A 24,312-nucleotide genomic window follows, 5' to 3' on the forward strand; every position below is an offset into this window, starting at 1 on the left:
GTCCTTGAGGTGCCGTTTGACTTCCGCCGAGGACGCGGTGCGCTTCGTACACCCGAACAAGCGCCGGTCGCGCGCGCCAGAAGGACCATTGGCATGAGACGCTTTTCTGCATTCGCCATCGCCCGAGAGGCGCTGCGCCATCACGAAGGCTGGGGCCGGACCTGGGCCAAGCGCCCGCCAAAGGCACGGTATGATGTCATTATCGTTGGCGCGGGTGGGCACGGGCTTGCCACCGCTTATTACCTGGGCCGCAATTTTGGCATCACGAACGTGGCGATCCTGGAAAAGGGCTGGCTCGGCGGCGGCAATACGGGGCGGAACACCACGATTATCCGTTCGAACTACCTGCAAGACCCATCGGCCGCGATCTACGAAAAGTCCCGCGATCTGTATGAGACGCTCAGCCAGGACCTGAACTACAACATTATGTTCAGCCCACGGGGGGTCATCATGTTGGCCCAGACCCACCATGAGGTCCGGGGCTATAAGCGGACGGCGCATGCCAATTCCTTGCAAGGTGTGTCAACGGAATGGATCGAGCCCGACCGGGTGAAGGAATTGTGCCCCATCATGAACATCGACGGCCCGCGTTATCCGGTGTTGGGCGGGCTATGGCAGGCCCGCGGCGGCACGGCACGGCACGATGCGGTGGCCTGGGGGCTGGCACGTGCCTGCACTGACATGGGGATGGACATCATCCAAAAATGCGAAGTCACCGGGATCGACCGGGATGGCGGGCGCGTGACAGGCGTGCAAACCACCCAAGGCCCGATTGCCTGTGACAAACTCGGCGTGGTGGTTGCCGGTCACTCAGGCGTGTTGGCGCAGATGGCTGGCTTCCGATTGCCGCTTGAGTCCGTGGCGCTCCAGGCGCTTGTCTCCGAACCCATCAAGCCCTGTATGGACGTCGTCGTGATGGCGAACACCGTGCACGGGTATATGAGCCAATCCGACAAGGGTGAGATGGTGATTGGGGGCGGCACGGACGGCTTCAACAATTACACCCAGCGGGGCAGTTTCCAGCACATAGAAGAGACGCTTCGCGCCTTGACCGAAACCTTCCCCATGATTTCCCGTCTCAAGATGCTGCGCCAATGGGGCGGGATCGTAGATGTGACCGGCGACCGATCTCCGATCCTGTCGAAAACACCAGTGGACGGAATGTTCATCAACTGCGGATGGGGGACGGGCGGGTTCAAAGCCATCCCCGGCTCCGGTTGGGGCATGGCCGAGCTGATCGCCCGGGGGCACTCACCGCTGACCGAAGCCTTTGGCCTAGATCGCTTTCGCGAAGGGCGATTCATCGACGAAAGCGTTGCCGCAGGAGTGGCCCACTGATGAAAATTCCCGCATCATTTGCTCTGACGCAACCGCGCAGATTGCGTTTCTCACCCCGGAACACTGTGTTTTGGCGCACGTTCGGGTCTTCCAAAGCGAGAGACGGTCTAGGGGTCTGGGGGGGCGAGCGTGCCAGCCTTTCGCGCGTAAATCCATTTGTTGTCAGTTCTATAAGGGGAAAGGGATCCGACGTCATGTACGCCGTCAAGTTGGCACTGGCTGGTCACGTCGACTGCGCTTCCCCTTCATTAGGGGGCTTTCAACGCAAGTTTGACGCGCTATTGTCCCATTGTGGTCATAATTTAAAGGGCCGGAGACAATGGACAATTTCGGATCCCGTCGCCCGCGCGGCGTCAACTTTATCCTCGGCGGCACGCTTGTCGCCTGTGCATTCCTGGCGTTTTCTCTGTTCAGCGGACAGGTCGACCTGGGAATTGGCGTTCCTGACGTGCGGATCGACCGACCCTAAACCGGCTACGGCAAGGGGCTGGCCGGAGGCAACAGGGCCCTCGCGCGGTGCTGTGGCGGTGCAGCCATGCTGATCCTGCGCTGCCCCTACTGCGGTCTGAACGGTGAGGAAACCGAACTCTCCCCAGGGGGTGAGGCGCATCTCAAACGGTTCGGCCCAGGCTCCGATGACGCAAGTTTCGAAGCCTACCTTTTTCTGAGAAACAACGCGAAGGGCGTTCATTTCGAACGCTGGCGGCACGCCTATGGCTGCGGAAAGTGGTTCCTTGCGGCCCGCGACAGCGCGACCCTTGAGGTCTACGGGACGTACCCGGCACAAACATCTGAACCCCCCGCCGACATCTTTGCGCGAATTGCAGACAGGGGGCGGGGATGAGCACACGTTTGACCACCGGCGGTCGCCTCATCGACCGGAGTGCCCCGCGCAGCTTTACCTTCGACGGACGCCAAATGCGGGGCTATGCGGGCGATACGATTGCCTCCGCGCTGTTGGCCAACGGTCAATTGGTGATGGGGCGCAGCTTTAAGTACCATCGCCCACGCTCCGTCGTGGCCTCCGGTCCTGAAGAACCCAATGCTTTGCTGTCTGTTGGCGAGGCGGGCCGGTTCACGCCCAACGCCCGCGCTACGGACGTGCCCTTAATCGACGGGATGACCGCGCGGAGCCAGAACGCCTGGCCCTCACTCGCCTTTGATATCGGGCAGATCAACGATGTCGCCGCGCGCCTGCTGCCCGCCGGGTTCTATTACAAGACATTCATGCATCCGCGCCCCCTGTGGAAGCACCTGTTTGAGCCATTCATCCGCAAGGCTGCCGGCCTGGGGCCCGCGCCGACCGAGCCTGACGCCGACCGCTATGAGTTCCGATATGCCTTCTGCGACGTCCTCGTGGTTGGCGGAGGGATCGCAGGGCTGACGGCGGCCTTGGGCGCGGCGGAGCAGGGCGCGCGCGTGATCTTGGTGGAGCGCAGTAGCCACTGGGGCGGACGGGCGCCCGTGGATGGTGTGACGCTCGACGGGCAGGACGCCAGCGTTTGGGTTAAGAACGCTATCCAACGCCTTGATACCTATGATAATGTGACCTTGGTGCAGAACTGCGAGGGGTCTGGGGTTTACGACCACGGATACGTCCTCTGCACGGAACGGCTCCAGGCCCAAGGCCCTCGTGAGCGCGTCTGGCGCATCCGCGCCGACCGTGTGATCACAGCCACCGGAGCGCTGGAACGCCCTTTGAGCTTTGCTGGCAACGATGTGCCAGGGGTTTTGCTGGCCTCGGCCCTCCGCGACTACGTCGTCAACTACGGCGTTTCCGTGGGCGACAGGACGGTCATCGTTACCAATAACGACGATGCCTACCGCACCGCCAAGGTCCTGGTCGACGCTGGTTTGCGTGTGCCTGCCATTCTAGACGCGCGCCCGGATCCAGACAGCGCCCTTATTAGATATATCAAAGACTTAGGTGTCACTGTTCACACGGGCAGAGGGATTGCGAAGGTCCTGGGGCGGGACCGGGTCCGCGGCGTCGCCGTGTGCCTCCAGGCAGGTGAGGGCGCGGTCATGCAGGAAATCGCCTGCGATTGCGTGGCCATGTCTGGGGGCTGGTCGCCCGTGGTGCATCTCTGGTCCCATTGTGGTGGCAAGCTTTGGTGGGATGCGGACCGTGCGATGTTCCGACCGGATCCCGAGAGGCCGCCGCTTGGCGCAGACGGGCAGGGCTTTGTCACCGCTGTCGGGGCGGCCTCAGGCGCCTTGACGCCACAAGAGGTGCTTAACGACGCCGCCCAAGCGGTGGGCGCCACAGCAGCCAGTTGTGAGACCGTGGTTGAGGCGCCCATCCTGCCGGTCTGGGTCATGCCCCAGGGAGCGAACCGGCAACTGCGCGCCAAAATGTGGCTCGACTACCAGAACGACGTGAAGGTGTCCGATGTCCGACTGGCGGCTCAGGAGGGGTTCGAAAGCGTCGAGCATGCAAAGCGCTATACCACCCTGGGAATGGCGACGGACCAGGGGAAACTCAGTAACATCAACGGGTTGGCGGTCTTGTCTGACCGGCTAGACACGGCCATTCCAGACGTGGGCACCACGACATTTCGCCCGCCCTACACTCCGGTTACCATCGGCGCCTTGGGCGGAGAGGCGCGCGGGTCGTTGTTCCAACCCCTGCGGCGCACACCGATCCACGACTGGCACGAGGCACGGGGGGCCTACATGGAGCCGGTGGGTCAATGGCGCAGGCCCTATTGCTATCCACAAGGGCATGAAACGCACGCTGAAGCCGTCGCGCGGGAGGTGCGCGCCACGCGAAGCAGTCTCGGGATGTTGGATGCCTCAACGCTCGGTAAGATCCTGGTGCGGGGACCTGACGCGGGGCGGTTCCTGGATATGCTTTACACCAACAAAATGAGTACCTTAAAGCCGGGTCGCTGCCGCTACGGGCTGATGTGTGACGAGAACGGATTCCTGATGGATGACGGTGTTGTTGCGCGCATCGATGACCAGACTTGGCTGTGCCACACAACAACCGGAGGCGCCGATCACATCCACGGCTGGATGGAGGATTGGCTGCAATGCGAATGGTGGGATTGGCAGGTCCATACCGTCAACCTGACCGAGCAATTCGCCCAGATCGCGGTCGTCGGCCCAAAGGCGCGCGCCGTTCTGGAGACCCTGGGCGGCATGGACGTCAGCGCCGACGCCTTGCCATTCATGGGGTGGGCGGACGGGACGCTGGGCGGGTTCCAAGTCCGGGTGTTTCGCATCAGCTTCTCTGGCGAATTGTCCTATGAGATCGCCTTAACCGCGGGCCAAGGGCAGGCCCTTTGGGACGCGCTTTGGGAGGCGGGGCAGGCCCATGACGTGACGCCTTATGGCACCGAGGCGCTGCATGTGCTGCGGGCCGAAAAGGGCTTCATCATGATCGGGGATGAGACGGATGGCACCGTCGTTCCCCAGGACCTGGGTCTGGACTGGGCGATCTCCAAGGTGAAAGACGACTACCTGGGCAAGCGAGGCCAGGAGCGCGTGGCGTTTCACAAGCCCGACCGTTGGAAACTGGTCGGCTTGGAAACGCTTGATGGATCGGTTCTGGAAGAGGGTGCCTATGCCATTGGTGAAGGGACGAATGCCAATGGCCAAACCCGGACCGAGGGGCGCGTGACCTCCACGTATTATTCGCCCACACTAGATCGGGGGATTGCCATGGGCCTGGTCGCGCGGGGGCCGGACCGCATGGGAGACGTGCTCCGCTTCACGCGGATCGGGCAGGGGCCTGTCGAGGCGCGGATCGTCTCGCCCGTCTTCTACGATCCCGAGGGGGAGAAGCAGAATGTCTGATGTGCGCATTGATCGGGTCGATGCGCTCGGCATGATCACCCTGCGAGGCGCGGTCGAGGTCTTGGCGCCGACTGTGGAATCGGTCCTCGGATTGGACTTGCCAGATCAGCGTTTGATGGTAACGGCAGGTGGACGCGCGGTCCTATGGATGTCGCCGGACGAGTTTCTAGTGATTTGTGATCACAGCGACGCGCCTGAGCTAGCCGCCCGTGCCATGGCGGCCCTGGATGGCCAATTTGCGACGGTGGCCGTGGTCAGCGACGCCCGCGCTGTGTTCGACCTCCAAGGCGGAGACCCGCAGGCCGTCTTATCCAAACTTGCCCCTGTCGATTTCGCCGCCCTCGCGGACGCGGAGGTGCGCCGAACGCGCCTGGCACAGGTGCCCGCCGCGTTTTGGCGCCATGCCGATGGCTATCGCCTGGTCTGCTTTCGGTCGGTGGCCGTCTATGTTCAGGAGTTGTTGGAGAACGCCGCCGCCTGACTTGACGCGGCGTACTGACGCGCTCACTTACACGGTCGAAGACAATCACCTGACCAAGGGGGCCACCATGGCATTCGACCTTCCCGACCTTCCCTATGCACACGACGCGCTGGCCGCGAAGGGCATGTCAAAGGAGACGTTGGAATATCACCACGACCTGCACCACAAGGCCTATGTGGACAACGGCAACAAGCTGATCGCGGGGACCGAGTGGGAAGGGAATTCCCTGGAAGAGATCATCAAGGGTACCTACGATGCGAGCGCCGTGGCCCAGAACGGGATCTTCAACAACATCAGCCAGTTGTGGAACCACAACCAGTTCTGGGAAATGATGGGCCCCGGTGACAGCGCCATGCCTGGCGAGTTGGAAAGCGCCATCGTCGACAGCTTCGGCTCCGTTGATGAGTTCAAGTCGCAGTTCTCGGCCGCTGGCGCGGGTCAGTTCGGGTCGGGTTGGGCCTGGCTGGTGAAGGACACGGATGGCGGCCTGAAGGTCACCAAGACCGAGAATGGCGTGAACCCCGTTTGTTTTGGGCAAACGGCTCTGCTGGGCTGCGATGTGTGGGAGCACTCCTACTACATCGACTTCCGCAACAAGCGTCCCGCGTATTTGACCAACTTCCTGGACAACCTGGTCAACTGGGAAAACGTTGCGTCGCGCATGTGATCACAGGATCATGCGAATGATAGGGAAGGGGGCTTCGGCCCCCTTTTCTATTTCGTTTGAGGGGTTTGTACCCGTCTTTAGGGGCTGTCGGAGGCCATTGTGTAGTACGCCACCGCCATGAAGTGAACGCCATCGCGACGATGTATGAACCATCCCGTACCGTTTGCTTTGGTGGCCGCTGCCTAACCCTCCAGAGCGGCCAGGGCAGCGGCCGCATCGGGCACAATCTGGACAAAGCTGAGCAGGCTGCCGTCCGCAAAGCCCTGGCTGACAACGGATTCGACCGCTTCCCAAAGCGCATCCCAGTACCCTTCGGTATTGACTAGGATGATCGGTTTCGCGTGCAGGCCCAACTGTCGCCAGGTGAGCACCTCAAAGAACTCATCCAGGGTGCCAGCGCCGCCCGGCAAGACGACAACGGCATCGGCGTTCATGAACATGACCTTCTTGCGCTCGTGCATGGTTTCGGTCACCACGAAGCGCGTAAGATCCTCTTTGCCCACCTCCAACGATCGTAGATGCGCGGGAATCACGCCGAAGGTATCGCCACCCCCGGCTTGCACCGCGCGGGCCACACGGCCCATCAAACCTACGTCTCCCGCGCCATAGACCAGGCGCCAGCCACGGGCGGCGATCCCTGCACCCAAGGCCTCGGCCTCCGCCGCAAAGGCGGGTGATGCCCCATCGCGAGACCCGCAATATACACAGACAGACGTTTCCATTGATCCCCCAGATGTCCACACGATGTTGTGGTTTTGACCCCACGTTTGGCGATTGATAAGGTCCGCCGGTGCGGGTGCAACCGCGCGGCGAAAGACCTGGGGATATGATGTCAAACGCGCTCTGGCCAGTGTTTGCCTTTGTTGGCGTGGCGGCCGTCGGGATGGCCGGTTTTGCCGTCCGTTTGTCGCAAGACGACGGGGACAGGAGCGCCGATCTGCCCTCTGGCGACGGTCCTGCGGAAACGCCTATTGTCGCCGGCGCCGGCACTGTTCCGACCCCAGCACCCCAGCCACAACAAACCCCCACGGCGCCAGAGACCGCCGATGTGCCGCAGATGGACATCGTTCGGGTAGATGCCGCAGGCGCAACTGTGATCGCGGGCAGTGGGCCAGCGGCGAGCGACGTGACCCTTCGCCTCGATGGCGCAGAGGTGGCCACGGCCCGGACCGATGCCAGCGGGAACTTCGTAAGCCTGTTTGACCTGCCAACCTTGGAGGCGCCGGGCGTTCTCACCCTGGAGGTGGCGGACGCCGAAGGATCTGTGACCCAAGCCGATGACAGCGTGATTATTGCGCCGACAGCGCCCCTGCCGCCCGCGCTCGATGAGCCCGTGACGGCAACTGAGGACGTGGCCGAGGCGGAGGCGGCACCGGTCGCGGCGCCCAATGAAACGCAACAGGTTAAAGAGGTTGAGGCGCCCGGACCGGGTCCCCAGGCCATTGCTCAAGCCCCTGAACCGCCTCGATCCCCGTCCTCACACGGATCAGCACCGGCGTTGACCCTGCAAGGCGAAGCAGGGACGGAACGACTCAGCACGCCACAGGAGCCCTTTGCGGAGGCACCCGCGTCCAGCCCCGTGGCCGCGCCACAACCGCAACCCACCGATGATGTTGCGCGTCCGACTCCCGCCGCGCCGGGCGTTGAGGCGACAACGCCGTCCAACATTCAGGTCGCTGCGGCCCCGCCAAGCGCGCCGATAGCGCCCAGGTTGTTCCGCGCGGGACCGTCGGGCGTCAGTCTTCTGACCGAGGCCCCAGCGTCGCCCCCCGAGGCTGTGGTCGACTTGGGGATCGACGCGATTTCCTATGATGATGATGGCGACGTCCGTTTGACGGGCCGCGCGGCGCAAGACAGCGAATTGCGGATCTACTTGGACAATCGCCCGGTACAAACGGTCCAGGTCGACCGGACTGGTGCCTGGTCATCGGTGCTGCCAGACGTGGATACGGGTGTCTACACGTTGCGCGTGGATGCGGTCGCCGAAGACGGGGCCGTGGAAGAACGCGTCGAAACACCCTTCCAGAGGACAGCCCCGGAGATCGCAGCGCAATTGCGTCGGGATGGGGCAACCGCCATCACGGTGCAACCCGGCTATACGCTCTGGGCGATATCCGAGGGATACTTTGGGAACGGCGTTCAATACGTGCAGTTGTTCGAGGCGAATCGCTCTCTTATCCGCGATCCGGACCTAATCTACCCCGGTCAGGTCTTTGCCTTGCCCGCAAACGATTGACGCGGCTTTCCTTTGATCCCTCGCCTGCGTAGGGTCCCAAACAGGAAAGAACCTGGGGCGGTTATGCGGCGAACGACATTGACGACGACTGAGGTCCCAGCCGGGGCTTGGTCGATCATTTGGCGCGTGACGCCGTATCTTTGGCCGGATGACAAACCTTGGGTGAAGCGCCGGGTTGTTGCGGCCCTCGCCATGTTGGTCTTGGCCAAGCTCATCGCTGTTTCGACGCCATTCTTCTACAAGGCCGCCGTGGATGCCTTGACCGGCGATACGCCAACCCCGGCTTGGACGCTGGGTGCTGGCGCGGTGGCTCTGACGGTTGTCTACGGGCTGGCGCGGGCCATGAATGTGGGCTTTCAGCAGCTTCGGGATGTGATCTTCGCACGGGTGGGGCAGAGGGCGCTGCGGACGCTCGCCTCCGAGACGTTCATCCACATACACCGCCTCTCCATGCGCTATCACATCACGCGCAAGACGGGCGGCCTCAGTAGGATCATCGAGCGCGGCGTCAAAGGTGTGGAATTCCTGCTGCGGTTTTTGTTGTTCTCTATCGGTCCGCTGGTCCTGGAACTGCTGATGATTGCGATCATCCTGTGGGCGGTTTTCGATATTTGGTATCTGGTGGTCGTGATCGTGACGATCGCGGCCTATGTGGCCTTTACCTTTAAGGTCACGGAGTGGCGCGTTCGAATCCGCAAAGAGATGAACGACCAGGATACGGACGCCAATCAGAAGGCAATCGATAGCCTGCTAAACTTCGAAACTGTTAAGTATTTCGGCGCCGAGCGGAGGGAGGCAGAGCGATATGACGGCGCGATGCGTCTCTATGAGGCGGCGGCCTTGCGCACGTCCTATTCCCTGGCGTTTCTGAATTTTGGCCAGTCGATCCTGATCACCGGAGGGCTTGTCGCGGTCATGGTCATGGCCGCTGTTGGCGTGCAGAATGGCACCTTAACCGTTGGCGATTTCGTCATGGTCAACGCCTACATGATCCAAATCACGATGCCGCTCAACTTTCTCGGGACGGTATACCGCGAAATCCGCCAGGCGCTGGTGGATATGGGCGAAATGTTTGGTCTGCTGGAACAACCACCCGATGTAAAAGACGCGCCAGACGCCCGTGTGTTGTCTGTGACGGGGGGCAGCATTTCCCTGCGGAATGTGCATTTCGGATATGACGCTGCGCGGCCGATCTTGCAGGGCATCGATCTGACCGTTGGTCCTGGTCAAACGGTGGCGGTCGTTGGCCCGTCTGGCTCCGGCAAATCGACAATCGGCCGTTTGTTGTTTCGCTTTTATGACGTGCAATCTGGCGCCGTTGAGATCGACGGTCAGGATGTCCGCTCCGTCTCGCAAGAGAGTCTGCACGCGCAGATCGGCGTCGTCCCCCAGGATACGGTGCTGTTCAACGACACGATCCGGTACAACATCGCTTACGGTCGTCCAGACGCGTCACACTCCGAGATTGAAGCCGCTGCCAAGGCGGCGCAGATCGACGACTTCATTCGCGCCTTGCCCGATGGCTACGACACCACAGTCGGCGAGCGTGGGTTGAAGCTATCTGGTGGCGAGAAGCAGCGCGTTGGGATTGCCCGGACACTGCTCAAGAATCCCCCGATCCTTTTGCTGGACGAGGCGACATCGGCGCTCGACAGCGAAACCGAGGCAGAGATCCAGGATGCGCTCCACACCATGTCACAGGGCCGGAGCGTGATCACAATCGCGCACCGTTTGTCGACGATTGTCGGGGCAGACCGCATCGTTGTCCTAGAGGCCGGGCGCATCGTCGAAGAGGGGACCCACGAAGATCTGCTGTCCCGCAACGGTCGATACGCCAGCCTCTGGCGGCGCCAACAGGACGAGGCCGACGCGGCATAGCGTCTTGATTGGCTGTGCCCGGGGGGCAGGCGCCTTCGCGACGGTGGGACATCGGGCGGAGATTTCCGTTGCAATTGACTGACGAAAGCTGACTGGGGAAATCATTGATACGACGAACAGCCTTGCGCGCTATTCTTACCCGACGGAAACCCGCCTTGGCCTGCACTACTAGAAGATCCTAAAAAAGTAGTCGACTCGTTTTTCGGTTCCTGAGCGTCACAGTTAAAAGAAAAGGCTTCCGAAAAGGTAAATCATTCATTACCCGTCAGAAGACGTGTTGCGCAATTTTATAGATAAGTGTGGGATATGAAGGAATGCCCGGCAGCGCTTGGCGTCAAAAATAAATTCTCGGCACTCGATCAGCAACGCTATGTCCTATGAGTAGCAATCCAAGCATTGCCACATAGCAAGTCCGAGGTGCACCGACGAAAGAAAGTAAGATTTTAGCAGTCCAAACTGAAACACTGGATGGTTCAGAAAGGACCCAAGTAAGGCGCCTTCGTCCATGAATAACAATCGATCAAAAGACTGACGTGGCGGAGCTTAAAGAAATGATTGGAGAAGGCCGTAGGTATCCGTCGACGAAAAGTGCTATCATCCTATCGACGAAGACAAAAATCAAGAATTCAAGCCATATATGTGCATTGCATCGAACTTACTTCAGGCACTGTTCTAAATAGGCAAGGGGATAATGGCGACTGCATCGTGTTGTATCCGTTTACCAGGAACGCAGCGCCTGCAATCAGAAGAGGAACCGGAAGCCGATGGAAACTGCCGTAGTCTGGAGTATCAACAGCGAATCTACGAGGACTACGACGCCGAGTATCTTTTCCTGTTGCTTCGCAATGCTATTGCTCATTGCCTCTCGGCCCAATAGCGTTCAAGTGAAGTCAACCGTTGAGCCATTGCGCTGCAAATAGCTTCGCCAGCAGTCTTCTTTGCAATGAGCTAGCATTGCCGAATGGTTACAGCAATCTCTCCCATCAGGACTGTACCCAGAGGAGCGCTGACCCTTGAGATAATAGATCACAATGAATTTTTGGCCTACGTCGACAATCCCGCCGTTGCTGCCAGTGCCGCCTAAGTGTAACGTCACGTGACTAGGTTCCGCTACGTGGCCTGGGACTATGCGGTTAGATGGACCATTTCTCGAACCTGGTAGAGTTGGTTTGCGCAGATAGGCAAAACTCTACTGAACTTCTCTGTAATGACCTGTATCCATCCGTCTATCGATTTGCGCATTCTTTAGAAAATCGTGCCTTTGCGACCTCCAACCTATTTGCGGCCTTCGCTGTATCTCCACATTCAAGACGCCGTTGGGGACGTAAACTTGGTGCAAGCCCTTTCAAAGCGAGAAGCGCGAACCGCACTGTCGCAATCCAGGCTAGCTGAACCAAGATCTCAAAGGATGCTCTCGACACGCTCAAAATCTGCGACGAAGTGTTGAATCGATGTTTTGATGCGAGCAGAGGTCATAAGGCGCTACCACTTCCTCAGAACGTATGGCTTCATGCTTACGGCAAAGAAAAAGAGTCATTTTTTAAGAACTGCTAAATATCACAGGCCACTTAAAGCTGTCTTTATAAGGATAGAATGGCGACATACGGAATAAACTACAACTCTCAAGTCAGACTTATTGTTAAGTTTCTTCGATTGATTATGTTTCCGTCAAGTTAGATCCATAGTTCAACAGAATCCTCGTCATTCTTCCCTTCAATTGGTAGGTCTTTAAGTCTCGACCGCAGCGCGCTTTGTTGGACAACGGTTAGCGCGTCTTCCCAAAGGTCTTCTTCGCCGTCAGTAGCTTGCGCAAGTTCTGAAAACAAATTTCCAAGATCTGCCATGGTTTGTTCAATGGAGTCCAAATATTGGATGGAGTGCATTAGTTTTTCTGGCTTGTCGGCATATTTGATAACACTTGATAGTTCGTTTTGAAGCAACTTAAGTTGCTTTGATGCCATTCGGCACTCCTCTGAAATCGTCGTCGCCCGCAACGCATTCAGAAAAGTCACAGGCGGCCTACAACGGCTTCAATGGAAGTCTTCATGTCAGCCTTTGTAAAGGGCTTAGCTAGAAAGTTGTTCATTCCGAGTTTGCGACCAGTGTCGATGACACTCCTGTTGCTGCGACCAGTCACGAGAATAAAACCTACTTTTCGTGTGGACGGATCATGGCGCAAGTGTTGCAGTAACTGTAAACCATTAAGTTCTGGCATATAGAGATCGGAAATTACAAGATGCGGTAGACTTTCGCGAGCCCTTTGCATTCCAGCTTTACCGTCTTCCGCATATTCAACGTTTCTGACACCTAACCCGTCGAGTGCCTGTAGTAGAATACCCCGACTAGTTGACATGTCATCAACGACGAGAACTTTTAACATATCCCTCAGAGGCATGCATCGTCTCCGTTGATCTTGTTGGTCGATTTAATGTACGAGGTTGCGCCTATCAACTGAATGTCCGGTGAGGGCGCCAAGAGTCGTTCGGAGTGTCCCAATAGAAGCAATCCACCGTCCGCAAGGCGGTCCTTCAACTGCAATTGCACGCGCGATTGAATGTCCGGTGCGAAATATATCATCACGTTCCGACAAAATATGACATCGAACGGGCGGGAGACTGGGAGAGGCACCAGAACATTCTGCCGCATAAAGGTTATTCCGTAGTTAAGGTCGGAAATCGTCAAGTCGCTCGTTCCACGACAATTTCCGGTTAGGTGGGCCACTCCAGATTGCAGGCGCTTAAGTATAAATTGGTTTTCCCCAAGGTTTACAGCGCGACGCAGTACCGTTTCGTCGATGTCCGTGCCTAAAATACGAACATGATCGGACCATTGGGGCCCAAAAACAAGTCGGCAGGTTGCGGCGATTGAGAAGGCTTCCTCGCCCGAAGAACAACCCGCCGACCAAATTCTTATTGGACGTCGGAGGCCCGACTGGTCTGAGCTTTTTTTTTGGAGTAGGCGATATAGAATGTCAAAATGATGGGGTTCTCTAAATATTCCAGTTACGTTTGTTGTTAACGCTGAGACGAGTTCCTTGCGCTCCTGTGCGGAAACTGGGTCTGAGCGAAGTAAGAACCGTGCATATTCAGAGAAACTAGGTCGTCCTGTAGCGCGTAAACGTCGTTGCAGGCGAGATGACACGAATACGCGTTTCGTGATAGGGAAGAATAAGCCAGCTTCTTTCCGCGCAATTTCAGAAATCATCTGGAAGTCAGCTTCGGCCATTGGTTTCATTCATTCATGTCCCGCACGCCCCCGCCTTCTTCCGGCAGGATCGAGTCCATCGATAGAACTTGGATCATTTCCTCGTCGATAACGAAGAGGAAATCCGCAAGCGCAGGCGCGTTGCCGCCAACGATGGGCGGTACGTCCTGCAACTGATCTGGTGAGGGCGTGACGATGTCGGAGACCGCGTCTACAAGTAGGCCGTGCACGCGATCCTTCTTCTGGATCACTATGATCACATTGCGCTGGCGGTCTTCGGTCGGTGCTTGGCCCAGTCTTTGTGCGAGGTCCGTAACTGGGAGGACGGATCCTCGTAGGTTTACCATGCCAAGCATGTGGGGCGGTGCGTGTGGAAGTGGCGTAGGTCGGCTCCAACTTCGAATTTCGCGCACGTCCATAATGTCCACAGCAAATCCGCGTCCGCTACATTTAAATGTCAGGAGCTGCCGGTTGAAGCGTGACGAGAGAGGCTCTGTCTCGTCCGTAGCGATATCTGGATCTGCTGATATGGTTTCACTCGTCATTGTAGACGCATCTCCGGAGTGCTGATTGATTGTCCGGTGCCAAGTCCATTGGTCGTGGCGAGCCCGCTTGGATCGACGATGAGCGCGACTTGGCCGTCCCCGAGGATTGTAGCCGCCGACACACAGGGGACACGCCCAACGCTGTCACCGAGTCCCTTGATCACGACTTGCCGCTGCGCTTCGATCGCATCGACCTGGACAGCGAAAGGGGCGAGATCGTCTGCTTTGACGAAAAGCAGTGCGCTATCTTCTGAGAGTTGGCCATTGCCCTCGACCATGGGATGATCGAACCCCATGCCCATGGCCAAGTTAACGATGGGGACGAAGCGGTCGTGCAGCTTAACGACGCGCCGGTCGGAGCCGAGTGATTGAATTCGCGCGGTTGAGACCGTTTGCGTCTCGACGATTGCTGACAACGGTATGACCATTCGTTGCTCGGACGTGCGAACAATCATCCCGTCAAGAATGGCGAGCGTCAGCGGTAGGCTTATGGACAGCGTGCAGCCCTGTCCATCTTCGGAGGCTATGGAGATCGTGCCGTTCAGATCCCGAATGGATCGCTGCACAACGTCCATCCCGACGCCTCGTCCGGAAATTGCCGACACACCATCGGTCGTTGAGAATCCGGGCAAGAACAGCAGACGATCAATTTCTCCTGGGCTCAACTCGGACGTCTGGTTTACGAGGTTTCGCTCCATGGCGCGGGCCAGAACACGTGATCGGTTTATGCCGCGCCCATCGTCGCTCACCTCGATGATAACGCGGTCGGACTGTTGCCGCGCGGATAGACGGATGCGCCCCGTCGGCCCCTTTCCTGCGGCGATCCGTTCGTCCGCACCCTCCAACCCATGGTCGATGGCATTGCGGATCATATGGGTCAGCGGATCGGCGAGCCGTTCGACGACGGTTTTGTCGATCTCTGTCGCATCTCCTTCGGTTTCTAGCTGAACGTCTTTGCCGGTCATTTGGGCGGCTTCGCGTACAATTCGCGTCATACGCTGGAACAGGGAGCGGACAGGTTGGGCCCTAATTGCCATAACGCTGTCTTGAATATCTCTAGTCAATTGTTGGAGATCATCCAACTCAGACACGGACTGGGAATGTGTGTCCAGGCTGTCCCGTTGGATGCTCTGTGCAAGCATGGACTGGGTTATCACCAACTCACCGACAAGATTCACCAACCGGTCAATCCGTTCGAGGTCCACGCGTATTGTTGAAGAAAACGCAGGTTTTGGAATGCTTTCCGGGACTGGCGGAGCAGATGCAAGCGCTCCGCCCGTGTCACGCATGGTCGGGTCGGGTCGGGTCTCAGACATGGCGGATGGTGCTTCCGGTGATGGCGCGGGCCAGTCACATTCGGGCGCGACGGTCTCCTCGGTAGCGCGGTGGATCGTCAAGACACAGAGGTCGCTTGCGAACTCAAAGACGCTCTCGATTTCCGTCTCGGTTAGGTCCTGTGCCGACGGTATCAAAAGGATCCGCCAGCGGAGCCGTGCCACGTTGAGTTCCATATCTTCCAGACACGCCAGGTCGTCATCGCGCGCAGAAACCTTAATCTGTCCAAGGACTTCCAAAGCTCTGAACAGGAACAGGGGCTCATTGCCGCTATCCAATAGGTCGGGCAGGGGATCAAAGGTTATGACCCATGTTCCCGTGTGCTCGCGGGGCGCCAAGTGCGATTGCTGAGGCAGACCCGCGCCCTCGAACAGCTCAAAGTCATTGGCGTCGTTTGCCTCGGGCATACCAAGGTCAAGGGGGATGGGTTGAAACACTGGTTCGAGCCCAAAGGACTCCTCTTGAAGCGTCGGATCCTCTGTCTGGTCCAAGGAGGCAGCCAAAGCGACCAAATCCGGGGGCAGATCACAGCCCTGGGAGGTGCCATCCCGCGACAATGATACCAGATCGCCCAAGCGGTCACTGGCACGCAACAAGGTTGCGGTTACGTCGCTCGTTGGCTCCAACCGCCCGGTGCGCAAGCCGTCCAAGACCGTTTCGAACCCATGGGCAAAGGTGACCAGATCCCCAAGATCGAACGCGCCCGCGCCGCCCTTTATCGAATGGACAGCACGAAATACGGCGTCGACCGTATCGGCGTTCTGCTGGCCGGATTGGAGCGCCAGCAGCCCGGCTTCCAATTGCTCCAGCAATTCGGAACATTCTTCAAAGAACGTGGCCTTGATCTCATCCATTCCCGACATCAGCGCAGCCCTGTCACCGTGCGCAGCGCCACAACAAGACGCGCAGGATCGAAGGGTTTAACGATCCACCCCGTGGCACCGGCGGCGCGCGCGCGTTGCTTTAGTTCTTTGGCACTTTCGGTTGTGAGCACGAGGATCGGGATCCCCGCGAAGGCCTCAAGCTGCCGCACGCGTTCGATAAAGCCAAAGCCGTCTAGGCGCGGCATGTTGACGTCCGTGAGGATCGCATCTGGCTTGGCCGGCAACCCTTCCAATACCTCAATCCCGTGCAGCCCATCCTCCGCCATGGTCGTCTCAATCCCTTCCCGTTCGAGGGTCAGGCGCACCATGTCGCGGATCGTACGGCTGTCATCGATGGCCAGGACGTGCATCACGCGGTCTCCGACTGGCAATCAGATGTTAGGCGGACCAGGGGCGTGCCCAACGCCTGAAGGCAGGACAGGAAAGCAGCCGACGGCGCATCGATCGTTAATCTAAGCGACTGTCGGTTTAGGTGATCGCGCCCAGCCATGAGGACTTGCAAGCCCGGCGTCGTGACAACCTCGACTGACGAGGCATCAAGCCTGGCATCCGTGGTCAGATCTAAAAACCAAGTCCGAACGTCGCCTGCAGAGGCGATATCGACCCGCGGTGGAAGAACCATCGTCGCGGTCGAGGAAGCGGATGGGTGAGGGTGCGGCACCGTGGGACTCCGGCTTTGTGAAAACGTCCCCGCAGCCTTACCCCCATGTCCCCTAAGAAAACGTTACGCTCACCCGGTCTCTTGCTCCGCAAGATAGGCGGCGCATCCAGTCAGGGCGGCAAAATCATCGACGACCAAAGACACCGGAAAGTTTGTCATGAATCCGGCAAATCGTCCCTTGTCGCGGAAGGCTTCCGCAAAGCCCATCTCGTGCAGATGGGGCGCCATCGCCCGGGCCACCCCGCCGACCAGGTAAACACCCCCGAGGGGAAGATGGATCAAAGCCAGGTTGCCAGCGACCGTGCCCATCACGCGGATGAATTGCTGAACGGCTGCCTTGGCGCGCGGGTCGCTGTCCACGCGCGCCATAATCTCAGCAGCAAGGTATTCGTCGGTCCCGCTAGCTTCATGGGACAGCCAGCGGTAAACACGCTCCAACCCGCGACCGGACAGCACGTCCTCGACGGCCGGAAAACCGTGCGCGTTCGACACAAAGGTGCACAGGCGCAGCTCTGCCTCGGTTCGGATGGGCAGGTTCGCGTGTCCGGCTTCGCAAGGGGGCACAAACCGCCCCGAGGGGGTGTCATGGACCGGAGCCGCGTTGAAACCCGTCCCGATGCCGATCACCAGCCGCGCGCCAGAGGGTGCCTCGGGGCCGTCGACGACCGATTCACAGGCGGAGTCCTCCAGGTATCCAAGGGCATGTCCCTGAGCCTGCAAATCGTTCAGAATAGCCCCCCGGGTGGCGCCCGTGGCCTCGGCCAGCCGTGCCGTGTCGATGGACCAATCGAGGTTGGTCAATTCCCCCACACCGTTCGCGACGGGACCGGCCACGCACACACAGGCCCCATCGGGGGCCGTGCCCCCTTCGTCGATCCGGTACTGTCGGAGGACCGGGGCCAGGTTCGCATATTCTCGGTTGCGATAGCGGCGGATCGTCTCGGGCAAAACGCGACGGCCACGGGCCATGGCGACACGCGTATTGGTGCCACCCACATCGGCCAGCAGATACAGGGAGTCGCTCATCATCAATCCTTACGCTGCCAGGGCCCGTTGGACCGCGTGATAGCTTGCCTTAGGGGTTCGGGTGTAGTCATCGAAATCCACGTGGACGAGGCCAAAGCGTTTGTCGTAGCCCAAGGTCCATTCGTAGTTATCCAGCAAAGACCAAATGGTGTAGCCCTTCAGGGGGATCCCGTCCTCCACCATCGTCTTCATCCGCTCCAGGTGACGGTCAAGGTAGTCGATCCGCGCCAGATCCGGCACCGCGACTTGGTCGGCGTTCGCCATGCCGTTCTCCGTGATGAACAGGGGCAGGTCGCCGGTGTAGTCCGTCACCGTACGGCGGATCAGCCAGTCCAGCCCGTCGGGGCAAATCTCCCACCCCATGTCCGTTTTCGGCAGCGGCCCCTCCCGCTCGGTATAGGCGGGCCACGGAGCATTCGCCCGCGCGATCCGCTTGCAGGTGTAGTAGTTAATGCCCATCCAATCAATGGGTTCCGAAATGATCTTCAAGTCATTCTGCCAGCCATCTGGCAGATGGTCAGACAAACCGTCGACAATGTCCTCGGGGTATATCCCTTTGACCATGCCGCCGACGAACCAGCGGTTGTAGATCCCGTCATAGATGTCGGCTGCCTGCCGGTCGGCGTCGCGGTCGGTGGCGGGCAGGGCGTATTCCATGTTGCAGGCAGCGCCTAGGTTTGGGACGCCCTCGGCGCGGAGGGCTTGGATCGACAGACCATGGGCCAAACCGACGTGATGCATGGCGCGGGCCGCCGCCGTCAGATCCGCCAGACCGGGCGCGTGATAGCCGTGGAAGTGGCTCAGCCAGGCGACGCACCAAGGCTCGTTCACGGGGGCCGTAGACCAGAGCCGGTCCCCCAGGCGCCGGGCCACCCGGGCGCTAAACTCCGCGAACCGCTCCGGAATTTCTCGGCTGGTCCAACCGCCGCGCTCGGACAAGGCTTGGGGCAGTTCCCAATGATATAGCGTGGCCATGGGTTTGATCCCACGCTCCAGCATTCCGTCCACGAGGCGGTCATAGAAATCGAGACCAGCTTCGTTCAACTGGCGGCCATCGGGCATGATCCGTGCCCAAGACGTGGAAAACCGATAGGCGTCAAACCCGGCCTCAGCGATCAGGTCCAAATCCTCGGCCCACCTGTGGAAATGGTCACAAGCCAGGGCGCCGTCTTCACCGCGATCAACCTTGCCCGGAACACGGGCGAAGGCATCCCAGTGCGTCGGCCCCGCACCACCATGCGCATGACCTTCGATTTGATAGGCCGACGTGGCGACAGCAAATTGGAAGTCTGACGGAAAATCAGAGCGGGTCACGGACAAGGCGTCGCGCAGGTCGGAACGGGTCATAGGAGGCTCCGGCAGAAGCTTAGGACAGGGCGGGACCGGTTGAGGCCCCCATGATCAATTCGCTTTCCCAGATCTCCTGAACCGGGGGTAGGGTCCGATCCGCGACCTGCTCCAAAAGGATTTCGGCGCACCGACGGCCTGCGGCGCGGACGGAGGACCGGGTGGCGGTGAAGATCGGGACATCGTCGCCGTTGCTGAGATAGCCGAGCATGTCGTCGTGGGTGACGACGGACACGTCCCGTCCCAGTGTCAGGTCCGCTTCGTGGATGGCGCGGCGGGCGCCGATGGCCATGATCAACGAAGACACCAAGAACGCCGTCGGCGGCGACGGCAGGCGCAGCATTTGACGCGCGGCGGCGTATCCATTGCGCTCGGACATTTCTCCGGCGAACTGGAACTCCGACCGAACGGTGGTCCCACGGGCCTCTAGGGCGGCGCAGTAGCCATCCCGCCGCCGCCGCGCGAAATCCATGATGAGGTGCCCATTTAGCAGACCGATCCGCTGATGCCCCAGATCCAGAAGGAGATCGGTCGCCCGGCGAAACGCCCGGAGGTTGTCGACATCGACGAAGCTGTAAGGCGCCGCTTCGACCGGAGCCCGCCCATGGACAACGAAGGGAAGCCCCGTGTCCTGGATCAGCGCGATGCGCGCATCATTTGTGCGCGGCCCATGGACGATAATGCCATCAACACTCCCGGTGGAGGCCATTTGTCGATAGGCCCGCACTTCGTCGCCGTCACTGACCACCGATAGAATGATGTCGTAGTTCGCCTTGGAATAAACCTCGCCCGCGCCCGCGAGAAAATCGGCGAACACCGGGTTCACCATCTCGTGATTAAGGGATGTGGGAATCACATGACCGATCGCCATGGCACGGCCCGTTGCCAAGGAGGCCGCCCGCCGGTTTGGCTTATAGCCGTGCTGCCGCGCGGCCTCGGTCACTTTGCGGCGCGTCTCTTCCTTGACTTCGGGATAGCCGCCCAGAGCCCGACTGACCGTCGTTGGCGACAGTCCCAATAGCTCTGAAAATTCCCTCAGGTTCACGCGTCGTCGCTCCGTCGTTGGTGGCGCATGGCCACCAAATCGGTTTGGATTTTCGACGCAGTCGCGTCGATTCCCCTTTTGAGGTGCCCTAAACCGCGCCCAAGACGCAACAGGAAAAAGAACCATAAGGCCAAAGGACCCACGCTACGTTAGCGTTGACATTAGCGCAAAAGGGAAGGACATTCTGTCTACTCAAAGCGGTTTGGCAAGATCGCTACTGCCTTGGGAGAGCGCCGGGAAACGGCAAAGAAGCGCGGCCGAAAGGGGTCGCTTGGGAGGATACATGAAAAATCTTGCGAGCAGCACTGCTATCGCGGTGATCCTGTCGGGGGCGGCCTATGCGGATGGCCATACCGCCGCGTTCACACCGGGCGAAGGCCCGTTTGACTGGGACAGCTACACCGCTTTTGCCGAGGCGACCGACCTGACGGGGCAGTCGGTGACCGTAACCGGGCCTTGGACCGGCGACGAAAAGGCCAAGTTCGACGTGATCATGGCCTTCTTCGCTGATGCGACCGGCGCGGAGGTGAATTACTCCGGGTCCGACAGCTTTGAGCAGGACATCGTGATTTCTGCCCGTGCAGGGTCCGCGCCCAACCTCGCCGTGTTTCCGCAGCCTGGTTTGGCCGCGGACATGGCGAGCCAGGGCCTGTTGACGGCGCTGCCCGAGGGGACCGCCGATTGGGTCGCCGAGAATTTCGCCGCCGGGCAATCCTGGGTCGACCTGGGAACCTATGCCGGTGAGGACGGCTCCGAAGATCTGTATGGCATGTTCTACCGCGTCGATCTGAAATCGCTCGTTTGGTACTCGCCCGCCGCGTTCGATGAGAACGGCTACGACATTCCCGAGACCATGGAAGACCTGAAGGCGCTGACCGACCAGATCGTCGCCGATGGGGGCACGCCGTGGTGCATCGGTCTGGGGTCTGGCGCTGCAACCGGCTGGCCCGCGACGGACTGGGTTGAGGACTTGATGCTGCGCACCCAGCCGCCTGAAACCTATGACGCCTGGGTCGCCAACGAACTGCCGTTCGATGCCCCCGAGGTCATTGCCGCCATCGACGAATTCGGCGCCTTTGCCCGCAACGACGACTACGTCAACGGTGGCGCCCAGGCTGTCGCCAACACGGATTTCCGCGACAGCCCCACGGGTTTGTTCGAGATCCCGCCCGCTTGCTACATGCACCGCCAGGCGTCCTTCATCCCGGCTTTCTTCCCCGAAGGCACGGAGCAGGGTGAGGACGTGGATTTCTTCTACTTCCCAGCTTACGCGGAAAAGGATCTCGGCTCTCCGGTGCTGGGCGCGGGCACGCTGTTTTCGATCACCAACCCCTCTGAGGGCGCAAATGCGATGATCGAATTCCTGAAGTTGCCCATCGCCCATGAGCTTTGGATGGCCCAAGGCGGCTTCCTCACGGCCCATGCAGGTGTCAACCTGGACGCGTATGAAAGTGACGCGTTGCGCGCACAGGGTGAGATCCTTGCCAATGCCACGACTTTCCGATTTGATGCGTCGGACCTGATGCCTGGCGAGATCGGCGCAGGGGCCTTCTGGACCGGCATGGTCGATTACGTGACCGGCGCTTCGGCCGAGGACGTGGCCAAGGGTATTCAAGAGCGTTGGGACGCTCTGAACTGATCCGCACCGGGTGTGCGTGAGAGCCACCCATCAGACGCGCCCGGGAGGGGAGGCCCGGGCGCGTCGCCCCCCACAGTTTGAGCCATCACGAGGGAGGAACGGCTATGTCCCCGCTCCTACAGGGCATCTTGACGGTCATTATCGGCGTCGGTGGATGTATCGGGTACTTCTGGGCGTCCAACTTGGTCCTCGACCGGGTGATCTTTCCGGCCAAAGGACAGGACGCCGGGCGCAACATTAACCGCGCCAACGCGGTCAGACCTTGGCTGTTTCTGTTGCCCGCCTTGGCGGCGCTCGGCCTCTATCTTGTCTATCCCGTTTTCGGCAGCTTTTACCGGTCGCTCTTCAACCGGTCCGGGGATGAGTTCGTCGCCCTGGGCAACTACGGCGCCCTCTTCGCCGATAGCGAGTTTCGCACGGCGCTGTTCAACAACTTCCTTTGGGTCCTGTTCGTACCCGCCGCCGCGACCTTCCTAGGCTTGCTGGTTGCGCAACTGACCGACCGCTTGTCCTGGGGGAATATCGCCAAATCGCTGATCTTCATGCCCATGGCGATCAGCTTTGTGGGCGCGTCGCTCATCTGGAAGTTCGTCTATGCCGTGGACCCCGAGATTGGGATCATAAACGCGATCCGAGACACACTCGGTTTGTCCGCCCTTGATCCGCTCCAAGTGGGGTTCTGGAATAACTTCTTCCTGATGGTCATCCTGATCTGGATCCAAACGGGCTTTGCCATGGTGATCCTGTCGGCGGCCCTGCGCGGCATCCCGGAGGAAACCATTGAGGCCGCGATCATCGATGGCGCCAACCCCGTGCAGATTTTCTTCAAGATCAAGGTGCCGCAGATCATGGGGACCATCGTCGTGGTTTGGACCACCATCACGATCCTCGTGCTGAAGGTCTTCGATATCGTCTACACCATGACGGGCGGCAACTTCGGCACGCAGATCCTGCCCAGCTACATGATGGAATACATGTTCCGCGATGACGGGCGCGCCACGGCAGTGGCCTTTGTCATTATGCTGATCGTCCTGCCCGTGATGGTCTGGAATATCGCCCAAGCCCGAAAGGAGATGCGCTGATGTCTGTGTCAGATGACGGTATCGCGGGCGCCAAAAGCTCGCTGTCACTCGTCACGAACCTCTCTGTGATCTTCCTGGTGGTTCTGTGGTTGATCCCGACAGTAGGCCTGCTCGTCAGTTCGTTTCGTGACCGGGATGCGATCAGCTCCTCGGGTTGGTGGAACGCGCCCTTTGCGACGGAACAGAATTTTGCGGCAGGCGCCGAAGGGGAATTCACTCAGACGCCCGATGGTTGGGTAATCGAAGGCAACGTGTTCGGCGAAGACGGCTCCGGCACGGTTACGGCTTTTGGTGGGCGCCGGGCGGAGCCCACGGCGTTCCAGCCCGGTACCACCGGAGAATTGGTCCGCGGTCGCACCCTGACGATGGAGGCGAACGGCGATTATCGCTATGTCGATCCGGGCGAGGACGCGCCTCGCCGGAACCCGACCCTCTACTTCGGGACGCAGGTGCCGCCCAGCTTCTCAACCGACAACTATGAGACGATCCTGTTTTCCAACGGGATGGACGTGGCCTTTATCAACACGCTGACGGTGACCATCCCAGCGACGATCATTCCGATCCTGATCGCGGCCTTCGCGGCCTATGCCCTGGCCTGGATGGATTTCCCGTTCCGAGGGACGATCATCGCGGTCATTGTGGGCCTGCTGGTCGTGCCCTTGCAGCTGGCGCTCGTCCCCATGCTGACGTTCCACAACGACATTGGGATCGGGCAGAGCTTTTACGGGATATGGTTCGCCCATACGGGCTTTGGCCTGCCGCTCGCCATCTACCTGTTGCGAAACTACATGGTTGGCCTGCCGCGCGATATTATCGAAAGCGCGAAGGTCGACGGGGCTACGGATTTCCAGGTCTTCACCAAGATCGTCCTGCCGCTCAGTTTTCCGGCACTTGCCTCTTTCGCGATCTTCCAATTCCTTTGGACGTGGAACGATCTGCTGGTGGCGAAAGTCTTCCTTCCCTCCAACTCCGACTCTTGGGTCATGACGGTCAAGATTGCCGACGACCTGTTGGGGTCACGGGGAGGCGACTGGGGCATCTTGGCGGCGGCGGCCTTTGTGTCTATCGCCGTGCCCTTGATCGTCTTCTTCACAATGCAACGCTACTTGGTGCGCGGTCTGCTGGCCGGCTCCGTGAAATAGG

At 59.7% G+C, this 24,312-nt stretch carries 21 protein-coding genes; 11 read left to right on the forward strand and 10 right to left on the reverse strand.

The genetic code is table 11. The features are described 5' to 3' along the window. Positions 1–93 precede the first annotated feature (93 nt). The 6 genes from K5R33_RS12490 to K5R33_RS12515 all read left to right on the forward strand — a co-directional run bounded on the left by K5R33_RS12490 (position 94) and on the right by K5R33_RS12515 (position 6,287). The gene (locus tag K5R33_RS12490; RefSeq protein WP_220749374.1) at positions 94–1,338 is read left to right on the forward strand and encodes a sarcosine oxidase subunit beta family protein; all 1,245 of its coding nucleotides are present in this window, start codon (positions 94–96) and stop codon (positions 1,336–1,338) included. 319 nt (positions 1,339–1,657) lie between these two features. Further along, complete coding sequence (locus K5R33_RS12495) at positions 1,658–1,807, forward strand: hypothetical protein (protein ID WP_220749375.1); 150 nt, start codon at positions 1,658–1,660, stop codon at positions 1,805–1,807. Positions 1,808–1,873: 66 nt separating this feature from the next. Further along, entirely contained in the window at positions 1,874–2,182 is a 309-nt protein-coding gene (locus tag K5R33_RS12500; protein WP_220749376.1) for a sarcosine oxidase subunit delta, read from the forward strand. After that, positions 2,179–5,139 (forward strand): sarcosine oxidase subunit alpha family protein, encoded by a 2,961-nt coding sequence (locus K5R33_RS12505; protein WP_220749377.1) that lies wholly within the window; start codon positions 2,179–2,181, stop codon positions 5,137–5,139. The genes K5R33_RS12500 and K5R33_RS12505 overlap by 4 nt, the downstream gene beginning before the upstream one ends. After that, positions 5,132–5,620: a sarcosine oxidase subunit gamma gene (locus K5R33_RS12510; RefSeq protein ID WP_220749378.1), complete on the forward strand. Its 489-nt coding sequence runs from the start codon at positions 5,132–5,134 to the stop codon at positions 5,618–5,620. Before K5R33_RS12505 ends, K5R33_RS12510 begins: the two co-directional genes overlap by 8 nt. Positions 5,621–5,687: 67 nt before the next feature. Then, positions 5,688–6,287: a superoxide dismutase gene (locus K5R33_RS12515; RefSeq protein ID WP_220749379.1), complete on the forward strand. Its 600-nt coding sequence runs from the start codon at positions 5,688–5,690 to the stop codon at positions 6,285–6,287. Positions 6,288–6,469: 182 nt separating this feature from the next. Here the strand turns inward: K5R33_RS12515 and K5R33_RS12520 are convergent, their stop codons facing one another. Further along, entirely contained in the window at positions 6,470–7,009 is a 540-nt protein-coding gene (locus K5R33_RS12520; protein ID WP_220749380.1) for an LOG family protein, read from the reverse strand. A gap of 107 nt (positions 7,010–7,116) precedes the next feature. On the opposite strand from K5R33_RS12520, the gene K5R33_RS12525 reads away from it, so the two are divergent. Both K5R33_RS12525 and K5R33_RS12530 read left to right on the forward strand, forming a co-directional pair. Next, on the forward strand, positions 7,117–8,523 hold the full coding sequence (locus K5R33_RS12525) for a LysM peptidoglycan-binding domain-containing protein (protein ID WP_220749381.1): 1,407 nt from the start codon (positions 7,117–7,119) through the stop codon (positions 8,521–8,523). A 63-nt stretch (positions 8,524–8,586) separates the two neighbouring features. Continuing rightward, entirely contained in the window at positions 8,587–10,401 is a 1,815-nt protein-coding gene (locus tag K5R33_RS12530; RefSeq protein ID WP_220749382.1) for an ABCB family ABC transporter ATP-binding protein/permease, read from the forward strand. Between the two features lie 1,673 nt (positions 10,402–12,074). Here the strand turns inward: K5R33_RS12530 and K5R33_RS12535 are convergent. The 9 genes from K5R33_RS12535 to K5R33_RS12580 all read right to left on the reverse strand — a co-directional run bounded on the left by K5R33_RS12535 (position 12,075) and on the right by K5R33_RS12580 (position 20,448). Next, positions 12,075–12,362, reverse strand: a complete 288-nt coding sequence (locus K5R33_RS12535) for a hypothetical protein (RefSeq protein WP_220749383.1) — start codon at positions 12,360–12,362, stop codon at positions 12,075–12,077. A 47-nt stretch (positions 12,363–12,409) separates the two neighbouring features. Further along, positions 12,410–12,796, reverse strand: a complete 387-nt coding sequence (locus tag K5R33_RS12540) for a response regulator (RefSeq protein ID WP_220749384.1) — start codon at positions 12,794–12,796, stop codon at positions 12,410–12,412. Then, entirely contained in the window at positions 12,787–13,635 is an 849-nt protein-coding gene (locus K5R33_RS12545; RefSeq protein ID WP_220749385.1) for a CheR family methyltransferase, read from the reverse strand. The genes K5R33_RS12540 and K5R33_RS12545 overlap by 10 nt, the downstream gene beginning before the upstream one ends. Next, positions 13,632–14,150 (reverse strand): chemotaxis protein CheW, encoded by a 519-nt coding sequence (locus tag K5R33_RS12550; protein ID WP_220749386.1) that lies wholly within the window; start codon positions 14,148–14,150, stop codon positions 13,632–13,634. The genes K5R33_RS12545 and K5R33_RS12550 overlap by 4 nt, the downstream gene beginning before the upstream one ends. Further along, positions 14,147–16,339 carry a chemotaxis protein CheA gene (locus K5R33_RS12555; protein WP_220749387.1) on the reverse strand — a complete coding sequence of 731 codons (2,193 nt, stop codon included), beginning with the start codon at positions 16,337–16,339 and terminating at the stop codon, positions 14,147–14,149. The genes K5R33_RS12550 and K5R33_RS12555 overlap by 4 nt, the downstream gene beginning before the upstream one ends. An 8-nt stretch (positions 16,340–16,347) precedes the next feature. Then, a complete protein-coding gene (locus K5R33_RS12560; RefSeq protein ID WP_220749388.1) occupies positions 16,348–16,719 on the reverse strand; it encodes a response regulator in 372 nt (123 codons plus the stop codon). A 380-nt stretch (positions 16,720–17,099) separates the two neighbouring features. After that, positions 17,100–18,059: a glucokinase gene (locus K5R33_RS12570; RefSeq protein ID WP_373314171.1), complete on the reverse strand. Its 960-nt coding sequence runs from the start codon at positions 18,057–18,059 to the stop codon at positions 17,100–17,102. Between the two features lie 6 nt (positions 18,060–18,065). Next, the gene (locus tag K5R33_RS12575; RefSeq protein WP_255576376.1) at positions 18,066–19,403 is read right to left on the reverse strand and encodes a GH1 family beta-glucosidase; all 1,338 of its coding nucleotides are present in this window, start codon (positions 19,401–19,403) and stop codon (positions 18,066–18,068) included. A gap of 19 nt (positions 19,404–19,422) precedes the next feature. After that, positions 19,423–20,448, reverse strand: coding sequence for a substrate-binding domain-containing protein (locus tag K5R33_RS12580; protein ID WP_220749391.1), 1,026 nt, complete (start codon positions 20,446–20,448; stop codon positions 19,423–19,425). 283 nt (positions 20,449–20,731) lie between these two features. On the opposite strand from K5R33_RS12580, the gene K5R33_RS12585 reads away from it, so the two are divergent. The 3 genes from K5R33_RS12585 to K5R33_RS12595 all read left to right on the forward strand — a co-directional run bounded on the left by K5R33_RS12585 (position 20,732) and on the right by K5R33_RS12595 (position 24,311). Then, the gene (locus tag K5R33_RS12585) at positions 20,732–22,087 is read left to right on the forward strand and encodes an ABC transporter substrate-binding protein (protein WP_220749392.1); all 1,356 of its coding nucleotides are present in this window, start codon (positions 20,732–20,734) and stop codon (positions 22,085–22,087) included. Positions 22,088–22,191: 104 nt separating this feature from the next. Beyond that, positions 22,192–23,169, forward strand: coding sequence for a carbohydrate ABC transporter permease (locus tag K5R33_RS12590; protein WP_220749393.1), 978 nt, complete (start codon positions 22,192–22,194; stop codon positions 23,167–23,169). After that, positions 23,169–24,311, forward strand: coding sequence for a carbohydrate ABC transporter permease (locus K5R33_RS12595; RefSeq protein WP_220749394.1), 1,143 nt, complete (start codon positions 23,169–23,171; stop codon positions 24,309–24,311). Before K5R33_RS12590 ends, K5R33_RS12595 begins: the two co-directional genes overlap by 1 nt. The last annotated feature ends 1 nt before the right edge of the window (position 24,312 follow it).

It is taken from the genome of Jannaschia pagri (assembly GCF_019655435.1).
Classification (GTDB): Bacteria; Pseudomonadota; Alphaproteobacteria; order Rhodobacterales; family Rhodobacteraceae; genus Jannaschia; species Jannaschia pagri.